This is a genomic window from Brevibacillus sp. B_LB10_24 (assembly GCF_046036945.1).
Classification (GTDB): domain Bacteria; phylum Bacillota; class Bacilli; order Brevibacillales; family Brevibacillaceae; genus Brevibacillus_C.
Genome location: NZ_JBJQOQ010000004.1, coordinates 46,141 through 61,790, shown reverse-complemented (window position 1 = coordinate 61,790; position 15,650 = coordinate 46,141). Strand labels below are relative to the sequence as shown.

Annotated in this window: 14 protein-coding genes; 5 read left to right on the top strand and 9 right to left on the bottom strand. The window is 54.4% G+C overall.

Going from position 1 to position 15,650, the window contains the following annotated elements; all coding sequences use genetic code 11:
• Nucleotides 1-38 precede the first annotated feature (38 nt).
• The 4 genes from ACI7RC_RS05995 to ACI7RC_RS05980 are packed head-to-tail and all read right to left on the bottom strand — an operon-like array spanning nucleotide 39 to nucleotide 4,672.
• Nucleotides 39-1,193, bottom strand: coding sequence for an acyl-CoA dehydrogenase family protein (locus ACI7RC_RS05995; RefSeq protein ID WP_408107327.1), 1,155 nt, complete (start codon nucleotides 1,191-1,193; stop codon nucleotides 39-41).
• A 28-nt stretch (nucleotides 1,194-1,221) separates the two neighbouring features.
• Nucleotides 1,222-2,583 carry a sigma-54 interaction domain-containing protein gene (locus ACI7RC_RS05990; RefSeq protein ID WP_408107326.1) on the bottom strand — a complete coding sequence of 454 codons (1,362 nt, stop codon included), beginning with the start codon at nucleotides 2,581-2,583 and terminating at the stop codon, nucleotides 1,222-1,224.
• A 5-nt stretch (nucleotides 2,584-2,588) separates the two neighbouring features.
• Nucleotides 2,589-3,020 carry a hotdog family protein gene (locus tag ACI7RC_RS05985; RefSeq protein WP_408107325.1) on the bottom strand — a complete coding sequence of 144 codons (432 nt, stop codon included), beginning with the start codon at nucleotides 3,018-3,020 and terminating at the stop codon, nucleotides 2,589-2,591.
• A 14-nt stretch (nucleotides 3,021-3,034) separates the two neighbouring features.
• On the bottom strand, nucleotides 3,035-4,672 hold the full coding sequence (locus ACI7RC_RS05980) for an AMP-binding protein (RefSeq protein ID WP_408107324.1): 1,638 nt from the start codon (nucleotides 4,670-4,672) through the stop codon (nucleotides 3,035-3,037).
• Nucleotides 4,673-4,942: 270 nt separating this feature from the next.
• On the opposite strand from ACI7RC_RS05980, the gene ACI7RC_RS05975 reads away from it, so the two are divergent.
• Genes ACI7RC_RS05975 through ACI7RC_RS05960 form a run of 4 tightly spaced genes read left to right on the top strand, consistent with a single transcriptional unit; the run spans nucleotide 4,943 to nucleotide 7,414 of the window.
• Nucleotides 4,943-5,356, top strand: a complete 414-nt coding sequence (locus ACI7RC_RS05975) for a BlaI/MecI/CopY family transcriptional regulator (RefSeq protein ID WP_408107323.1) — start codon at nucleotides 4,943-4,945, stop codon at nucleotides 5,354-5,356.
• 3 nt (nucleotides 5,357-5,359) lie between these two features.
• Nucleotides 5,360-6,217: a M56 family metallopeptidase gene (locus ACI7RC_RS05970; protein WP_408107322.1), complete on the top strand. Its 858-nt coding sequence runs from the start codon at nucleotides 5,360-5,362 to the stop codon at nucleotides 6,215-6,217.
• A gap of 46 nt (nucleotides 6,218-6,263) precedes the next feature.
• Entirely contained in the window at nucleotides 6,264-6,971 is a 708-nt protein-coding gene (locus ACI7RC_RS05965) for a DsbA family protein (protein ID WP_408107321.1), read from the top strand.
• A gap of 2 nt (nucleotides 6,972-6,973) precedes the next feature.
• Complete coding sequence (locus tag ACI7RC_RS05960) at nucleotides 6,974-7,414, top strand: disulfide oxidoreductase (protein ID WP_408107320.1); 441 nt, start codon at nucleotides 6,974-6,976, stop codon at nucleotides 7,412-7,414.
• On the opposite strand, the gene ACI7RC_RS05955 is transcribed toward ACI7RC_RS05960, so the two are convergent.
• The 5 genes from ACI7RC_RS05955 to ACI7RC_RS05935 form a co-directional block, all read right to left on the bottom strand.
• Nucleotides 7,404-7,634, bottom strand: coding sequence for a biotin/lipoyl-containing protein (locus ACI7RC_RS05955; RefSeq protein WP_408107319.1), 231 nt, complete (start codon nucleotides 7,632-7,634; stop codon nucleotides 7,404-7,406). The two genes, ACI7RC_RS05960 and ACI7RC_RS05955, sit on opposite strands and share 11 nt — an antisense overlap.
• The gene (locus tag ACI7RC_RS05950; RefSeq protein WP_408107318.1) at nucleotides 7,621-9,756 is read right to left on the bottom strand and encodes a sigma 54-interacting transcriptional regulator; all 2,136 of its coding nucleotides are present in this window, start codon (nucleotides 9,754-9,756) and stop codon (nucleotides 7,621-7,623) included. Before ACI7RC_RS05950 ends, ACI7RC_RS05955 begins: the two co-directional genes overlap by 14 nt.
• Nucleotides 9,757-9,845: 89 nt before the next feature.
• Complete coding sequence (locus ACI7RC_RS05945; RefSeq protein WP_408107317.1) at nucleotides 9,846-11,234, bottom strand: putrescine aminotransferase; 1,389 nt, start codon at nucleotides 11,232-11,234, stop codon at nucleotides 9,846-9,848.
• A 34-nt stretch (nucleotides 11,235-11,268) separates the two neighbouring features.
• The gene (locus ACI7RC_RS05940) at nucleotides 11,269-12,741 is read right to left on the bottom strand and encodes an aldehyde dehydrogenase family protein (protein WP_408107316.1); all 1,473 of its coding nucleotides are present in this window, start codon (nucleotides 12,739-12,741) and stop codon (nucleotides 11,269-11,271) included.
• A gap of 181 nt (nucleotides 12,742-12,922) precedes the next feature.
• Entirely contained in the window at nucleotides 12,923-14,260 is a 1,338-nt protein-coding gene (locus ACI7RC_RS05935; protein ID WP_408107454.1) for an APC family permease, read from the bottom strand.
• Between the two features lie 416 nt (nucleotides 14,261-14,676).
• Here ACI7RC_RS05935 and speB point away from each other — a divergent pair, with 416 nt between their 5' ends.
• The gene (gene speB / locus ACI7RC_RS05930) at nucleotides 14,677-15,615 is read left to right on the top strand and encodes an agmatinase (protein ID WP_408107315.1); all 939 of its coding nucleotides are present in this window, start codon (nucleotides 14,677-14,679) and stop codon (nucleotides 15,613-15,615) included.
• Nucleotides 15,616-15,650: the final 35 nt, after the last annotated feature.

The window sequence follows — 15,650 nt, the reverse complement described above, 5'->3', positions numbered from 1 at the left end:
CTTTTCCTCCCATCTTTCTCCTTGCCTAATGGTCGTCTTTAATAGGGGCGAAATTCCTTGCCCAACAGCTCCCGGGCAATGACGATCTGCTGTATCTGAGCCGTGCCGTCCCCGATCTCCAGGCCGATCACATCCCGCAGCCGCTGTTCGATCGGCATCTCTTTGGTGTACCCGTAATGCCCGTTCAGCAGCAGGCACTGGTGAATCGTCTCCTCGGCTACTTTGGGCCCCAGCCATTTGCACATAGCCGCTTCGGTCGTGTGCGGCTTGCCTTGATCCCGCAGCCACAGCCCCCGGTAGCACTGCCAGCGGACCAGCTCCATTTGTGTGAAGTGAGTCACGATCGGAAAAGTAACGCCTTCAAACTTGGCCAGCGGCTGCCCGAAAGCGTGCCGCGTTTTGACGTGATCGATCGTTTCCTCCAAGGTTTGCCTGGCGGCGCCCAGGCACTGCAGTCCGATCAAGATGCGGCTGAGGTCAAACCCGTTCATCACCTGGTAGAATCCGTGATTTTCCTCGCCGATCAAGCTGGCCGCCGGTATTTCTACCTTGTCGAAGTAAAGCGAACCCCGGCCGATCGGCACGTTCCCCATATCTTCATACCTGCTGCGTTCGACGCCGGGAAGGTCTGCCGGCACCAGGAATGCGCTCACGCCGCGGGCCCCCGGCTCAGCCCCCGTTCTGGCAAACACGATGAACGCATCCGCTACCGTCGCCATGCTGATTCCCGATTTTTCTCCCGAGATCAGATAGGCGTCTCCCCGCCGTTCCGCCTTCGTGCGCATCCCCGCAGCATCCGACCCCGCTCCCGGTTCGGTAATGGCGATGCCGATGATCTTGTCCCCGCTGGCCAGCGGCGGCAGCCAGTCCCGTTTCAGTTCTTCCGATGCATGCTTGGCGAGAATTTCTGCGATGAGCGCATTGAGCATCACAGCATAGGTCATATTGAAATCCCCGCGCCCGATTTCTTCAGCGGCGATCCCCGCCGTCACACAGTCCACCTCACTGCCGCCGTACTCGGCAGGGACTCGCAGCCCCGTAATCCCCAGTGAACCCATTTTTTTCCACGTCTCCCAAGGGAATGTACCCTGCCGATCCCACCGCGTGTAGTACGGCAAGAGCTCAGACCTGGAAAAATCCTTGAGAACCCGGCGAAGCTCCTCCTGCTCCCCGGTGAATGAGAAATCTACCATCTGTTCTACTCCCTCTTTTCGCAAACACTTACTTCAGGTTGTATTTCGACAGCTTTCTGTACAAGCTGGCGATGTGGATTTTCAGGATTTGCGCCGCAATCATCCGGTCGCCGCCCGATTTTTTCAGGGCGCGGCGAATCGCGGCTATTTCTGCCTTAGCTACCTCCTCTTCCAATGGCAAGCACTCCGCGGGTGAACTGCCCTGCGTCATCCCCTCATCTGACTCTGGCTCATCCGCATCCGGGTACCCCCTGACGTGCTCGAGCGTAAGTGTGCTGCCTTCCACCACATTCATGCCTCTTTCAATCGCGGCCTGCAGCTCCCGCACGTTTCCAGGCCAGTGATAGTCTAGCAGCCATTGTTTGAGCACAGCGTCGATCTGCCTTACGTCTGTACCCATCCGCTTGTTAAAATGGTCGATAAAGTACTCGGTCAAGCGCAAAATATCTTCCTTCCGATGGCGCAGCGGCGGAATTTTCAACTCGAAAACGTGAAGGCGATAGTACAGGTCCTGGCGGAAATTCCCCTCCTGGACAAGCTTCCTCAGGTTCTTGTTGGTGGCAGCGACAATCCGGATATCCACGTCCCTTCGGCCCGTTCCGCCAATCCTCTCCACTTCCCGCTCCTGCAGGACACGCAGGAGTTTTCCCTGCACCGGCATAGGAAGCTCCGAGACTTCGTCCAGAAACAGCGTTCCGTACTGGGCCAATTCCACCTTTCCCGCTTTCCCCTCGCGTCTGGCCCCGCTGAACGCTCCCCTTTCATAGCCGAAGAGTTCCGATTCGAACAGCTCCTCGGGGACCGCCGCGCAATTGACAGCGACGAAGGGCCCGCTGCGACGCGGACTCAAATCGTGGATCGCCTGAGCGAATAGTTCCTTGCCCGTACCGCTTTCCCCTGTGACCAAGACCGTCGAACTGCTTTTGGCTACCCTGGCCGCCAGTTCTTTCATTCTCTCCATCGCCGGACTTACACCGATAATTTGGTCAAAACTGTAGCGATGGGCATAATCGCTTCGACCCGCCTTCCTCACCTGCCAATCCTCTCCTGGCTTTATGGATTGCCAGAAAGCCAAGACTTCATTTGCCTGAATGTCTTGTGCCCGCAAGACCACACGGCAGCAATAACCGCCATCAGGATCAGGCGATACATGGACCAGACACGGTTCCTCCCCGATCACCCCAAAAATGATCCTCCTCACTGCCTCCCTGCCAAGGTCGTTCCGCACAGGGCCTTTGAACAGACGTTCAACCGGCAGCCCGACAAGCTCCTTCCGGTCAAACCCAAAATATCGGCAAAAATCATCGCACAGACAGCGAATCTTCCCTCTGGCATCTGCTTCGAAGGTGCCGTAACTTCCCATCGATTTGCCGGTTTGCGCCGTTTCCACAGGTTTCACACCACCTGCTCATCCATGTCGGCAACGACCAAGACGACGACCTGCCCCTTTACGACTTCCCTGCCAAATTGGTTCAGACAGCGGACCATGGATGTGATCCAGCTTCGCTTCAAGTCGATATCGATGATTTCCAACTCGGCCGTGATCGTGTCTCCGACGTAGACCGGATGACAGTAGACCAGTTCCTTTTGCAGCAGCAGGGCAGGGGTGCCGGGGAGCTTTTTGGTGATCACCTCGGTCATCAACCCTTCGCTCAACAATCCGGGAATGACCGGCCGATAGGGCCCCCACTGGAACGCGTCGCTCCGGTAGACAGCATTGTCGTCCCCCGTCAACGCGATGCAGCGCTTCACATCTTCTTCGGTAAAAGTCCGCTGCAATCGGGCCATTTGCCCGATGTAAATTTTCTCCATCGTTTTGCTTGCCATGTCGTTCACTCCTGTCACGTCTGTCCTGACACCTTCTGTTTTGCCATGTTCCGCAGGACGTATTTTTGGATTTTGCCGCTTGGTGTTCTGGGAACCTCTTCAATGACCTCCAAATACTCCGGCCAATACTGTTTGGTCACCCCTTTTTGCTGCAGAAAATGCTGCAGCTCCGCCAAGGTGAGCGCCTGTTTTCCCGGTCTCATGCTGATGTAGGCACAGGCCCGCTCCTGAAGCCGCGGATCCGGAATCGCGACAAGCTGGGCGACGGAAATATCGGGGTGTTCATGCAGCACGTTTTCCACGTAGGCGACCGGGATATTTTCGCCGCCGCGGATGATGATGTCCTTGCTGCGGCCGGCAATGCGGATATACCCGTCCTCGTCCATCACCGCGCGGTCACCGGTGATAAACCAATCGTCCCGAAATTGGCCAAGCGTGTACTCGATCTGCTTCAGGTAGCCGACGAACAGAGCCGGACCGCGGCACAACAGATCGCCCTCGACATTGGGCGGACAGGGATCCCCGTTTGCATCCACAACCCGCACTTCCATTCCCGGAAAGGGGTATCCGTCAGTCTGCGCCAGTTTCTCCTCCGGGTCGGTCAAGAAAGTCAAGGTGACGAGTCCGTCTTCTGTCTGCCCCCACCCCGACAAGATCTTGCAGGGCAGCTTCTCGGACGCTTCCCGTACCAGTGCCCTTGGAATGGGGGCGCCGACCGCGGAGAACACCCGCAAAGAGCTCAAATCGTGATGTTGCCGTTCTGCGGCCTGGGTCGTATCGAATAAAAAGGGAGTCGCCGCCGTCGTCATCGTGATCTTTTCCTGTTCGATCAAACGGAGGAATTCGGCGGGATTCCAGACGTCTTGGTATACCCCTGTGCCGCCCATCTGGATCGGCATCCTCACGCCGTAGAGAAAACCGGTCTGGTGGGCAAAGGTAGAGGCCATGAAGACGACATCGTCCGCACCCATCTGCAAGTGGTCGATCATCAATTGCTGCGACACGCAAAGCGTATTGTGCGTGTGCAGAACCCCCTTGGGCTCGCCCGTCGTTCCGGAGGTAAAAATGATTTCGGTGACTTCGTTGGGGTCAAGCGTTATCTGTTCCAGTTCGGCAGGGCTGCGCCGCTCCTCCCACGGCTCCTGCATTAGCGAGTGGAAGGAATGCATCCCGGCCGGCACGCGATCCCCGACCACGATCACGGACTGCAGCGCGGGCCAGTTGGGCCGCAGGCGCTCAATCATCTCTGGATAGCGGAACCCGCGAAACTCATCAGGGATGGCGATCATCTTCGCTTCCGCCATCCCGACCATGTAGCCGATCTCCCGTTCCCGGTAGATCGGAACCAGAGGATTGCTGACAGCCCCGATGCGCGTCGCGGCGAGATGCAAAATCACGAATTCGTTCCAATTGGGCAGTTGAAAGGAGATGACATCCCCCTTGCAAAGCCCCAGCTCCAGCAAGCCGAGCGCCGCCCGGTCGACCAGATGTCCCAACTCCCGGTAGGTATAGCGGCTTTTGCGGTCGACGATTGCCGTCTTGTCAGGGTACTTTCGGATCGCCTCGGAGAGATAATCGATCATCGTCTTGTTCGGCCAAAGCGTTTTATGCCTGTCTACATATTCCTTTGTTAGAATAGTTCGTAAATTCACAGCCCATCTCCTCCATCTTGACGAAGTATTCACGATCATCAGATCACAGCGTATGGACTCCTTCTCTCCCCCCTTTCATCAGCAGATAAAGCAAGTGCTGTGCCACTGTCCCGCCACGTTTGTACGGCGGGGTGAGCGCCTCTGTTTCGTAATTCTGCAAAAGGTATCGCAAATTTGCGATGAAAATATGCGAATGGTGCGGGGATGTGCAAAGGCGCTTGACGAGCTGTCAGCAAAACACTACAATGCGTAGTGTGAGGTGCTTGCCCGATGAAAATTCAAAATTTCAAGTTCCACGAGACCGGATTGAATCGCTTTTTCGGGCCGCTTGAAGCCAAGATCATGAACATCTTGTGGAACGGCTCGGAAATGACCATTAAAGATGTTCAGCAAAAGTTGGCAGAAGAAAAAACGACCAACTTTAACACCGTGATGACGGTCATCAACCGATTGGCGGAAAAGGGAATTCTGCATAAACGCTCGGAAGGAAGAGCCTCCTTGTACCGGCCTGTCCTGACCAGAGAACAGTTTTTGGAAGCGCAGTCCAAAGAATTGACCAATGAACTGCTGGAGGAATTCGGCTCGCTTGCGGTCAGCCATATGCTGGACGCCCTGGAAGAAGTGGATCAGGAGCTTTTGGAAAAGCTTGAGGAAAAAATAAAAGAATTAAAAAAGGAAACATGACACATGTGGAAAAGTCGATCGAGGCTGATTTTTATATCGTGTGTGCTAATAGCCGGTACGATTCTCCTGCAAATGGGCATGTACGCCCTGCATATTCTGCTGGGTCAGGAGATCGCCTTCAACCTGATTCAAGTATGCCAAAACGGGATGCACCTGCTTGGCCTCTCTTCGCTTGGCTACGTTCTCGATGCATTCGTTTTTTATACACTTTTGTCAGCCGTCTGGAAAACAGCAGAGCAGATGCTGGCGACAAAGAAGATGTACACCAAGCTGCAAACCTGCCGCCATCCCGCGCTTACAGACGAGATTAATCAAAAATACGGCAGCAATAACCGCGATTTTCTGGTGGTATCCCACCCGGCTCCGCTCGCCTTTACGATGGGCTTGTTCCATCCCAGGATCATTCTCTCAACCGGACTGTTTCACGCCCTGGAGCGAGAGGAACTGGAAGCTGTGATCTATCACGAGCTGTACCATCAAAGGCACGGAGACCCTTTCAAAACCTTTTTGCTGTCTCTGTTCGCGTCTGTCTTGTGCTATATCCCTATCTTAAAATGGCTGCAGCAAAAATATAAGATCATCAGAGAGGTGCTCGCGGATAGCGATGCCATCGTTCGCATGGGGACTGCCGTTCACCTGGGGAGCGCATTAGTCAAGCTGTTGAAGCAGGGCAATCCGGCACAGCAGCCGTTTGCCCACGTCTCCTTTACAGAAGCGTCGATCAATTACCGGATCAAGCGCATCCTCGACCCTGAGGCGGAGTTCCCGTTACAACTGCCCCCGGCGCCTACCATGGTGTCAATCTACGTGCTTTTGCTGTTGTGGACGGTGTTTTTCGTCGTCCTGTCGCAGCCTGCATAACCGTTCACACTGCATGATGCAGTGCCCAAAAAAGGAGGAAGTTCCATTGGCCCATACCGTGAAAAAGGCAGCTTCAAAAAACCCGCGCAGCATGCCGAAAGAACAGCAGCAAAAAAACATGAAGCGGCTCGTCTGGATTACCTGCGCTTGCATCGCAGCGATCATCGCTGTCATCGTCATCACCCAACCCAGCTCTGATCCCGTCCCGTTTGCCTACGAGAAGCTGCCGGTGCTCGGAAAAGCGGACGCTCCGGTAAAAATCGTCGAGTTTGGCGATTACCAGTGTCCGGCCTGCCAGCTGTTCAACCAGCAGATCAAGCCGCAGTTGATGCAAGATTACATCGACAAGGGACTCGTCTCTTTCTACTTTATGAACGATGCGTTCATCGGCCCCGACTCCTACACGGCGGCATTCGCGGCCCAATCGGTCTTCCATCAAAACAACGAAGCTTTCTGGAAATATCTCGATGCCGTCTATCAAAACCAAGGGGAAGAGAATACGGGGTGGGTCAAGCCGGAATTCCTGGTAGAACTGGCCCGCAAGGAAAACCTGCCGATCGACTACGACAAGCTGCAGCAGGAAATCCAGGAAAAAACGCATGCGGACGAGGTGGACGAGCACAGCGCATACGCCAAAAAAATCGGCGTTACAAGCACGCCGACTCTGTTCATCAACGGTCAAAAGTTTGAGAACGTCTTTGACTACAATGCGCTGAAAACGGCGATCGACCAGGCCGTGAAGGGCGGATCCTAACGATGGCATACACAGGTTTCTCCGCTTTCTGCAAAAAATACTGCCTGTACTTGGCCTGGGTGGTATCGCTCGTCGCTGTCGGCGGTAGTCTGTACTTCAGTGATGTGCTCGGCTTCGTTCCCTGCAAGCTCTGCTGGTTTCAGCGCATTTTCATGTATCCTCAGGCACTGCTGCTCGGCATGGCAAGCTACCGAAATGACCGGAACCTCATTTCGTATCTGCTGCCGCTGAACATCATCGGCGGGTGCATTTCACTCTACCACTATGCCGAGCAAAAAATTCCCGCCCTGGCCAAGGTACTGCCCTGCACGCAAGGCGTACCTTGCAACCAGGATTACATCAACTGGCTCGGTTTCATAACCATTCCGCTGCTGGCGCTCTGTGCTTTCGTCCTCATCACGTGTTTGTTGTGGATGGGGCGAAGCACTAGCACTACCCGCTGATCTCGGCGACGCGAACGAGGATCATGCCGGAGATGACCGTATCGCCGGGCGATACCTCCAGACTGTGGGCATATCCTGTTACCGGGGAGAGAATCTCATGAGTGACTCCTTTGACATGGAGCGAAAACATCGCCTCTCCCTGCTCTACCTTGTCTCCCTGCTCGAACAGGATGCGGGCCACTGTTCCGTCAAACGGGGCGATGACATCAAAGTGAATCACCAGTCTCATCACCTCGATCCCGCTTCCATTGAATCGCCTGGTATTTTCTGCTGATGGTGGATTGGCTGACGCCCAGCGCTTTTGCCGCCAGCGACGTCGTTTTATACTCTTCCATCGCCATAGTGATCAACTGTTCCTCCAATGCTTTCGTGGCTTCTTTTAACGAAACGATCTTTTGCATATGGCGCGGCACATGCGTTTTCTTGCCTTTTTTGAGCAGCGGCGTGATCTGGTACGAGTCGATCAGGTCTTCATCCGAGGTGACCGACAGACGTTCGATGATGTTTTGCAGCTCGCGGACATTGCCTGGCCAAGAATACGATTCCAACACGTCCAGCGCATCTTGTGACAACTGATTTTTTCTGTCGTACTTTTCATTGAACTTTTGCAGAAAGTACAAGCTGAGGAGCGGAATGTCTTCCGGACGCTCCCGCAGCGGCGGGATGTGAATCGGGATCACGTTTAGCCGGTAGTAGAGATCCTCGCGAAAGCTTCCCTGTTCAACCATTTTCTCCAGGTTTTTATTGGTTGCGGCGATAATCTGTACGTCCACTTCCTCCACTTTGGTGCCGCCCACCGGAATGATTTCCCGCTCCTGCAGCACCCGCAGCAGCTTTACCTGCAAGCTCAAGGGCATCTCGGCGATCTCGTCCAGGAAGAGGATTCCTTTATTTGCCATTTGAAAGTACCCGATCTTTCCGTTGGCATTGGCCCCGGTAAAAGCTCCCTTCTCGTATCCGAACAGTTCGCTCTCCAGCAGCGTTTCCGGTATCGCCCCGCAGTTTACCTTGATAAACGGCTTGTTGTGCCTCGCTCCGATCTCATGAATCGCCCGGGCGAACACCTCTTTTCCTACCCCGGACTCGCCGGTAAGCAAGACAGTGGATGCGACGTTGGCCACCTTTTGAATGTACTTCATCACTTTTTCGATTTTTCCGCTGCCGTAGATCACCTGGCGGGTCTGCACGTAATTCTTCTGGTCGCGCAGGTTTTCCAGTTCCTTTTTATACCGCTCCGACATTTTCTTGGCGTGCCGCAGTTCTTCCTTTAACAGCACGGTCTCCGTAATGTCGCGCAGGGCGATGACGATCCGCTCCAGCTTGCCTTTTTCGTCAAACACCGGATTGCCTACGGCCAGCACATTTTTCCCCGAGCGGCTCTCCTGGGTGACCGATATCTTTCGCTTCCGTTCCAGGACCATTTTGACAATCGCGGCAAAAAACGTCCCTTCATGCTCAAGCTCCATCAGATTGATGCCGATCAACTGCTCCTTCTCGATCTCCCAGAAGTCCTTGATCAGATTGCCGCTGTAGCGGAGCAGGACTCCGTTCCCGTCCACGACCAGGATTTCGTCGTAAATGGAAGACAGGATGGCTTGCAGGTCTTTGTTCAGGTTTTTGACGTACTCCAGCTCCATCGCCATGTTTTCGATATAGGGCAAATCCTGCAAAACGATGATTGCTCCCGTCACGCTGCCGTGTTTGTTGCGGATCGGCCCAAAGTCTGCCAGCACGCCGATTCGTTCATTCACGATAATGTGATTCAAGATCACCTCGCCGTGGCTGATTACCTTTTCGAAAATCTCCTGATCGAAGATGTCGCCGATCCGCTGCCGCCGCAATTCTTCGGGGGAGAGGCGGATCATCCGCAAGACCTCCGAACTGAAGTTTTCTATTCGCCCATGAGTATCCGCGACGATGATCCCCATCGGGATGGAGTTGAGCAGCGAACGAATCCAGTCCGTATGGCTCGACTGATTGGTCAAAAGGTAGGAGAGAATGTCTTCCCGCTGCAGATATCCCGCCAGCTGCCCGTCGCGATTCAAGATGACGACCACTTCTTCGCCCAGTACCTTGATGAAGTCCAGCATGTCGGCTTCCCGCTGAATGAACATCAGATTGGTGCGAAAGGGAAGCTGGCCTGCCGGCCGGCTCATCCATTCCTTGTCGCTGATCGACGGCATCATGTCGGTATTGCGGATAAAAGCGACAACCCTTCCATGTTCGCCCTCGGTGATAAACACGTACGGCTCATTGTACTCCGACATGATTTTCCACACATCGTTGCCCGTAGACTCCATCGTGACGGTATACGCTTCCCTGACAAACCACTTTGAAACCATAAAGGCCTCCCTAGATGCTTGACTATTTCTACAATTTTATACTACTAAAGAAGAGGCTGTCACCCAGCCTCTTTCGTTCGTAGATTTGTTTAGGAGCGCATCGCATCCAGAACCTGTTTGAAGGCGGCGATTACTTTGTCCGCTTCCTGATAAGTGATGGTAAGCGGCGGCTCGATGCGGATCGTCTTGGCATTGATCAGGGTACCGGCGACAAGCACGCCCTTATCGAACAAGCCCTTGGATACCTCGTACCCGATCTCATCCGTCTGGAATTCGATGCCGATCAGCAGTCCCAGTCCGCGGACTTCCATGACCTTGTCGGCATGATCGGCCGCCGCGCTGCGCAGCCCTTGCAGCATGTAATCGCCCAGCTCGGCCGCTCTCGCCGGAAGATTCTCCTCGATCAGGACGTTAATGGTCGCAATCGCTGCGGCACATGCCAGCGGATTGCCGCCAAACGTCGTCGTATGCATGAAGGGATTGGGGAAGAAGCTTTTGAACACTTCCTCTGTCGCGACCACAGCCCCGGCCGGCATGATGCCGCCGCCAAAAGCCTTGGCCAGGCACATGATGTCGGGCACGACGCCGTAATGCTCGGCCGCAAACATCTTGCCTGTGCGTCCCATCCCGGTTTGCACTTCGTCAAAGATCAACAGGGCGCCGAACTGGTCGCAAAGCTCGCGCACCTGTTTCAGATAGCCGTCCGGCGGAAGGTTTACCCCGCCCTCTCCCTGGATCGGCTCGAGAATGACCGCTGCGACGTCTTCCCCGGTCAGCGCGCACGCTTCAAAGGTCTTTCTCATCATGTCGATGTCGCCAAAGTGGACGTGCCGGAACCCGGGAATCATCGGCAAAAACGGCTTGCGGAAGACGCCTTTGGCCGTACCCGACAGCGATCCCAGGCTCTTGCCGTGGAACGCTTTCGTCGTCGCAATGAAGGTGGTGCGGTCACTGTACATTTTGGCCAGCTTGATCGCCGCCTCGATCGTCTCGGTGCCGCTGTTGCCAAAGTAGGAATACTTCAAGTCACCAGGCGTGATGTCGGCGAGAATTTTCGCCAGCATCGCCCGGAGCGGGTCCAGCAGATCCTGACTGTGCAGCGCTTGCCGGTTCAACTGGTTGATGACCGCCTGCACGACCTTCGGATGACGGTGGCCGACGTTGTAAATGCCAAATCCGCCAAGACAGTCGATGTACTCTTTGCCGTTCACATCAACGAAGCAGTTGGCTCCTGAATCCTTCCATTCCACGGCGGCGAACTGTCCATCCTTGGTCACCGATTTGCGGTATGCGAGAAAGCCGGGGTTGACGTGGTCGCGGAAGTTGTCTACCGTCTGCCTGGTCACCCACTCTGCCTCGTCTTTGCTAATCTCTTCTTTTGCAATCAATCCCAGCACCTTGTTGGTGTATTCATATACTTCTGACAATCTGTCGATTAACGTTTCCTGTTTATGCTGTACGCTGCTGTTTGTACTCATAAAAGCCTCCTGTTTTCTCTGCACGATTGAATGATTACCCTTCGAACCAGCCGATTGGTTCCACCTGCAGGTTGATGTTGATTTGTTTTACTTCGGTAAATTCGTCAAATCCGAAGGTGCCCAGGTTGCGGCCGATTCCGCTCTGCTTGTAGCCGCCCCACGGAGCTTCGTTGTACGTCGGATGGTAGGTGTTGATCCAGGTGATGCCGGCGCGGAGCTTCTTGATCACCCGCAGCGCCTTGGCTCCGTCATTGGTAAAGACCCCTCCTGCCAGGCCGTAAGCAGTATCGTTGGCCAGCCTGATCGCCTCTGCCTCGTCCTTGAATTTCTGTACGACCAGCACCGGTCCGAAGATCTCTTCCTGCACGACCCGCATTTCCGGGGTGGTGTCGACAAAGATCGTCGGCTCGACAAAGTATCCCTGCTCCAAACCGTTTGCCGTGATTCGATTGCCGCCGCAAACCAGCCGCGCCCCCTCCTGCTTGCCGAGCTCGATGTAGCGAAGCACCTTTTCCATATGCGCTTCGCTGACGAGCGGTCCCATCTCTGTCGACGGTTCTTGGCCGGGGCCTACTCGGATCTTCCCTGCCCGCTCCACCAGCCGCTCGATAAAGCGGTCGTGGATGCTCTCTTCGAGCAGCAGCCTCGATCCGGCGGAGCAGACCTGCCCCTGGTTGGCGAAGATGGCGAACAAGGCATAGTCGACTGCCGTCTCAAAGTCGGCATCGGCGAAGACGATGTTAGGGGATTTGCCGCCGAGCTCAAGCGAAATCTTCTTGATATTGCCCGCAGCCGCTTTCATGATGCTGCGTCCCGTAACCGTTCCCCCGGTAAACGAAATCATGTCGACGTCGTGGCTTTCCGCCAGCTCGTTGCCAACCGTCGGACCGGCGCCCATCACCATATTGGCAACGCCTTTGGGAACTCCCGCTTCCTCGATGATTTCAAACAATTTGCCTGCTGTGACTGGCGTTATTTCCGACGGTTTAAACACGATCGTATTGCCGGCGGCAAGGGCGGGGGCTATCTTCCAGACAGCCATCAGCAAAGGATAATTCCACGGAACGATCAATCCGCAGACGCCAACCGGTTCCCGGACGACCATTGCCTGCATCGGATCGGCGACGTGGTACGTCTGTCCGTCCGGTTTTGTCACCATGCCGGCATAGTAGCGGAAACACGCCGCCGCATCTGCCACATCTGCCGCTGTTTCGCGAAGAGGCTTGCCGTTGTCCAGCGTCTCCAGCCGGGCGATCTCCTCCGCGTTTTGCTCCAGCTTGTCGGCGATGGCAAACAGGCATGCTGCACGCTGCGCCGCTGGAATCTCAGACCAGACGCCGCTTTCAAACGCGGCTCTTGCCGCTGCAATGGCATCGCGGGCGTCTTCAACATCGCCTTCGGCCGCAAGTGCGATAACCTCTCCGTTGGCAGGGTTGACGACTTCCCTGGTTTTTCCGCTTTTGGCGTCGACCCATTGGCCGTTCACATACATCTGAAGCTTGATCATCCCTATCACTTCCTTTTCCGTTATCCTTCATTGATTGTCAGTAAGCATATACCGTGCCAACCGGCTGTTTCCCGGTCACGCCTGTATTTTACTTGGAAGAAGCAGATTGATTTTATGCAAAAATGCATAATTTATGCGATTTTGGGTAAGAGACGAACTTATACATGTTGTTTGCGTACTTTCACACCGTATCCCGAAATTCGAACTGTGGCGGTTTCCTGAAAAAGAACTTCGTCAAATAGAGAAGATAGAGCAAGCCGGCCGCATTCCAGATCAACCCCACCATCACCGATGCCGGTTCCAGATGAAACCACAGGAAGAGTACGAAACTGCTGCCAATCAGCGGCACGAGCAGGTAGCGGACAATAGCTCCAGGCGAGCGCAGTTTCTTGCGGAAGATGTAGTAGGCGATGACCGAAATGTTCACAAATGTAAAAGCGGCCAGGGCGCCAAAATTGATGAAAGAAGTAGCGGTAAGCAAGTCTAAAAATAAAGCAGCAAGCGAAACCAGCCCGATCAACACGACGTTGAAAACAGGTGTATTGGTCCGCGGGTGAACGTACCCGAACCACTTTCCGGGTAAAATGTTGTCCCGCCCCATGGCGTACAACAGCCGGGAAGCGCTGATTTGCGAGGTAATTCCGGAGGCCAGCGTCGAGGTAAGCGCCGCGGCGAGAAAGACCGACTGGAACAGCTTGCCTCCGATGGCAAGCGATATTTCCGGAGACGCTCCTTCGGGATCTTCAAACACGGAAACATCGGGAAAGTGAACCTGGGAAAAGTACGAAGCGGTGATAAACAAGGCGCCGCCCAACAGCGTAATGAGAAACACGCCTCTGCCGATTGTCTTTTCCGGACGAACGGTCTCTTCGGTCAGAGTTGTGACGGCATCAAACCCTAAAAAGGAGAAACACAAGATCGAAGCCCCCATTAAAAGCCCGGAGAATGACATTTCAGAAGAATAAAACGGCTCTACCGGGAAAGCATGGCCAGTTCCCCCGCTACCGGACAGCCCTCGTATCGCAAGCAAAACAAAAATGGCTACAACGGCGAATTGAAAAAAGACGAGCAAAGCATTAACCGAGGTGCTGATGCTTACATTGCAGAGGTTTAACAGGGTAATGAAGATGACAAAACTGACGATCAACACCCAGCCCGGCACTTCCGGGAAAGCCGCCGAGAGATAGATTTTGGTGAGAAGCGCGTTGATCATCGGCAGAAACAAATAGTCCAGCAAGGAAGACCACCCGACCATAAATCCAATGTAGGGGTTGATCGTTCTCGACGCATAGGTATAAGCCGAACCGGCCCGGGGAAATACCTTGACCATCTTCCCGTAGCTGGACGCGGTAAAGAGCAAGGCGGCTAACGTCATGATGTATGCTGCCGGAACATGGCCGTCCGTTACCTCTGATACGATCCCGAACGTATCGAAAACAGCCATCGGTGCCATGTAGCCGAGCCCGATGACGACAATATGCCACAGCTTCAACGATCTCTTCAGTTCTGCAGTCCGCAGTTCCAAACGAATTCCTCCTTATAGCTTCAAAGTGATGGGCAGCATTCGTAAGCGCTTTCAACCCCTTGTTCATCCCCCCGACGGTTTGAGCGTTTGCCGGTTATTCGAAATTTGCAAGAATAATACCATGTCGACAGGGCGGCTGAATAGCCGAAAAAATCGATGTATCTTATGCAAAAATGAATAATCTATTCAATTTTGCATGCTCTCTAACCGTTTAACTGCTTTAATACATGCATTTCAACGTTGGCATTATTTTTGCAATTTGAAAAAGGCTGACCAATAATTATTTTGTGAGGTTGTTGGCAATGCAATGGAAACTATTCCTCATAGCCGTTCTGCTTTCAATGATACTTTAGCCTGGCAGGTACTCCTTAACTCCATAACAAGACAACAATCTAGAGGAGGAACTTGCCATGAAATACCCGCTCAGTCCAGATGTACAGCCAGAATTTTGCACGACCGGCTCCTTTATGCGGCTGCCCGCTTCCAGTGAGAATCCGAAGCTGGCGATCGTCGGGATGCCGTATGATACCGCTGCTTCGTTCCGGGTCGGAGCCCGCTTTGCGCCGCAGGCGATCCGCCAAGCTTCGATGACGCTGTTTCCCTACCATCCCGTACACAAGGTGTATCCGTTCGAGGAGACCAATGCCATCGATATCGGGGATGTGTCGGTGATCCCTCACAACATTCACCGCAGCTACGAGCGAATCGAAGAAGCCGTACTGGGTCTGATGAAACAGGGGATCATCCCGATTGGTCTCGGCGGCGACCACTCCGTCACGCTGGCCAGCCTGCGGGCGGCCGCCAAGGTATACGGCCCGGTGGCGATGGTTCAGTTTGATTCCCATACCGATACCTGGGATACCTACTACGATGAAAAATACTGGCACGGTTCACCGTTTATCCGAGCCTATGAAGAAAATCTGCTGCAAGCCGACAAAGTGTTCCAGATTGGCATCCGCGGCACGTTGAACCACCCGGGAGACATTGAGGCTAGTTACGAGTTGGGCTACAACGTGATTACCTCCCAAGAGTTGCGCCAACGGGGGATTACCGATGTCGTCAGCCAGATCAAGGATAAGCTTGGAGATACCCCTTGCTTCTTGACCTTTGACATCGATTTCGTCGATCCGGCTTACGCCCCCGGAACCGGCACGCCCGAAGCGGGCGGATTCACAAGCGGTGAAAGCCTGGAAATCATTCGCTCGCTTACCGGTCTCAACTACATCGGGTTTGATTTGGTAGAGGTGCTGCCCTCCTACGACCCGGCCAACATCACTTCCCTGTTGGCCGCCACCCTGATACACGATTTTGCGTGCCATGTGGCACTGAGGGAGAAGCGTGTGAGGTAAACAACAATAAAGCCAGAGGGGGGACTTCCCCCTTT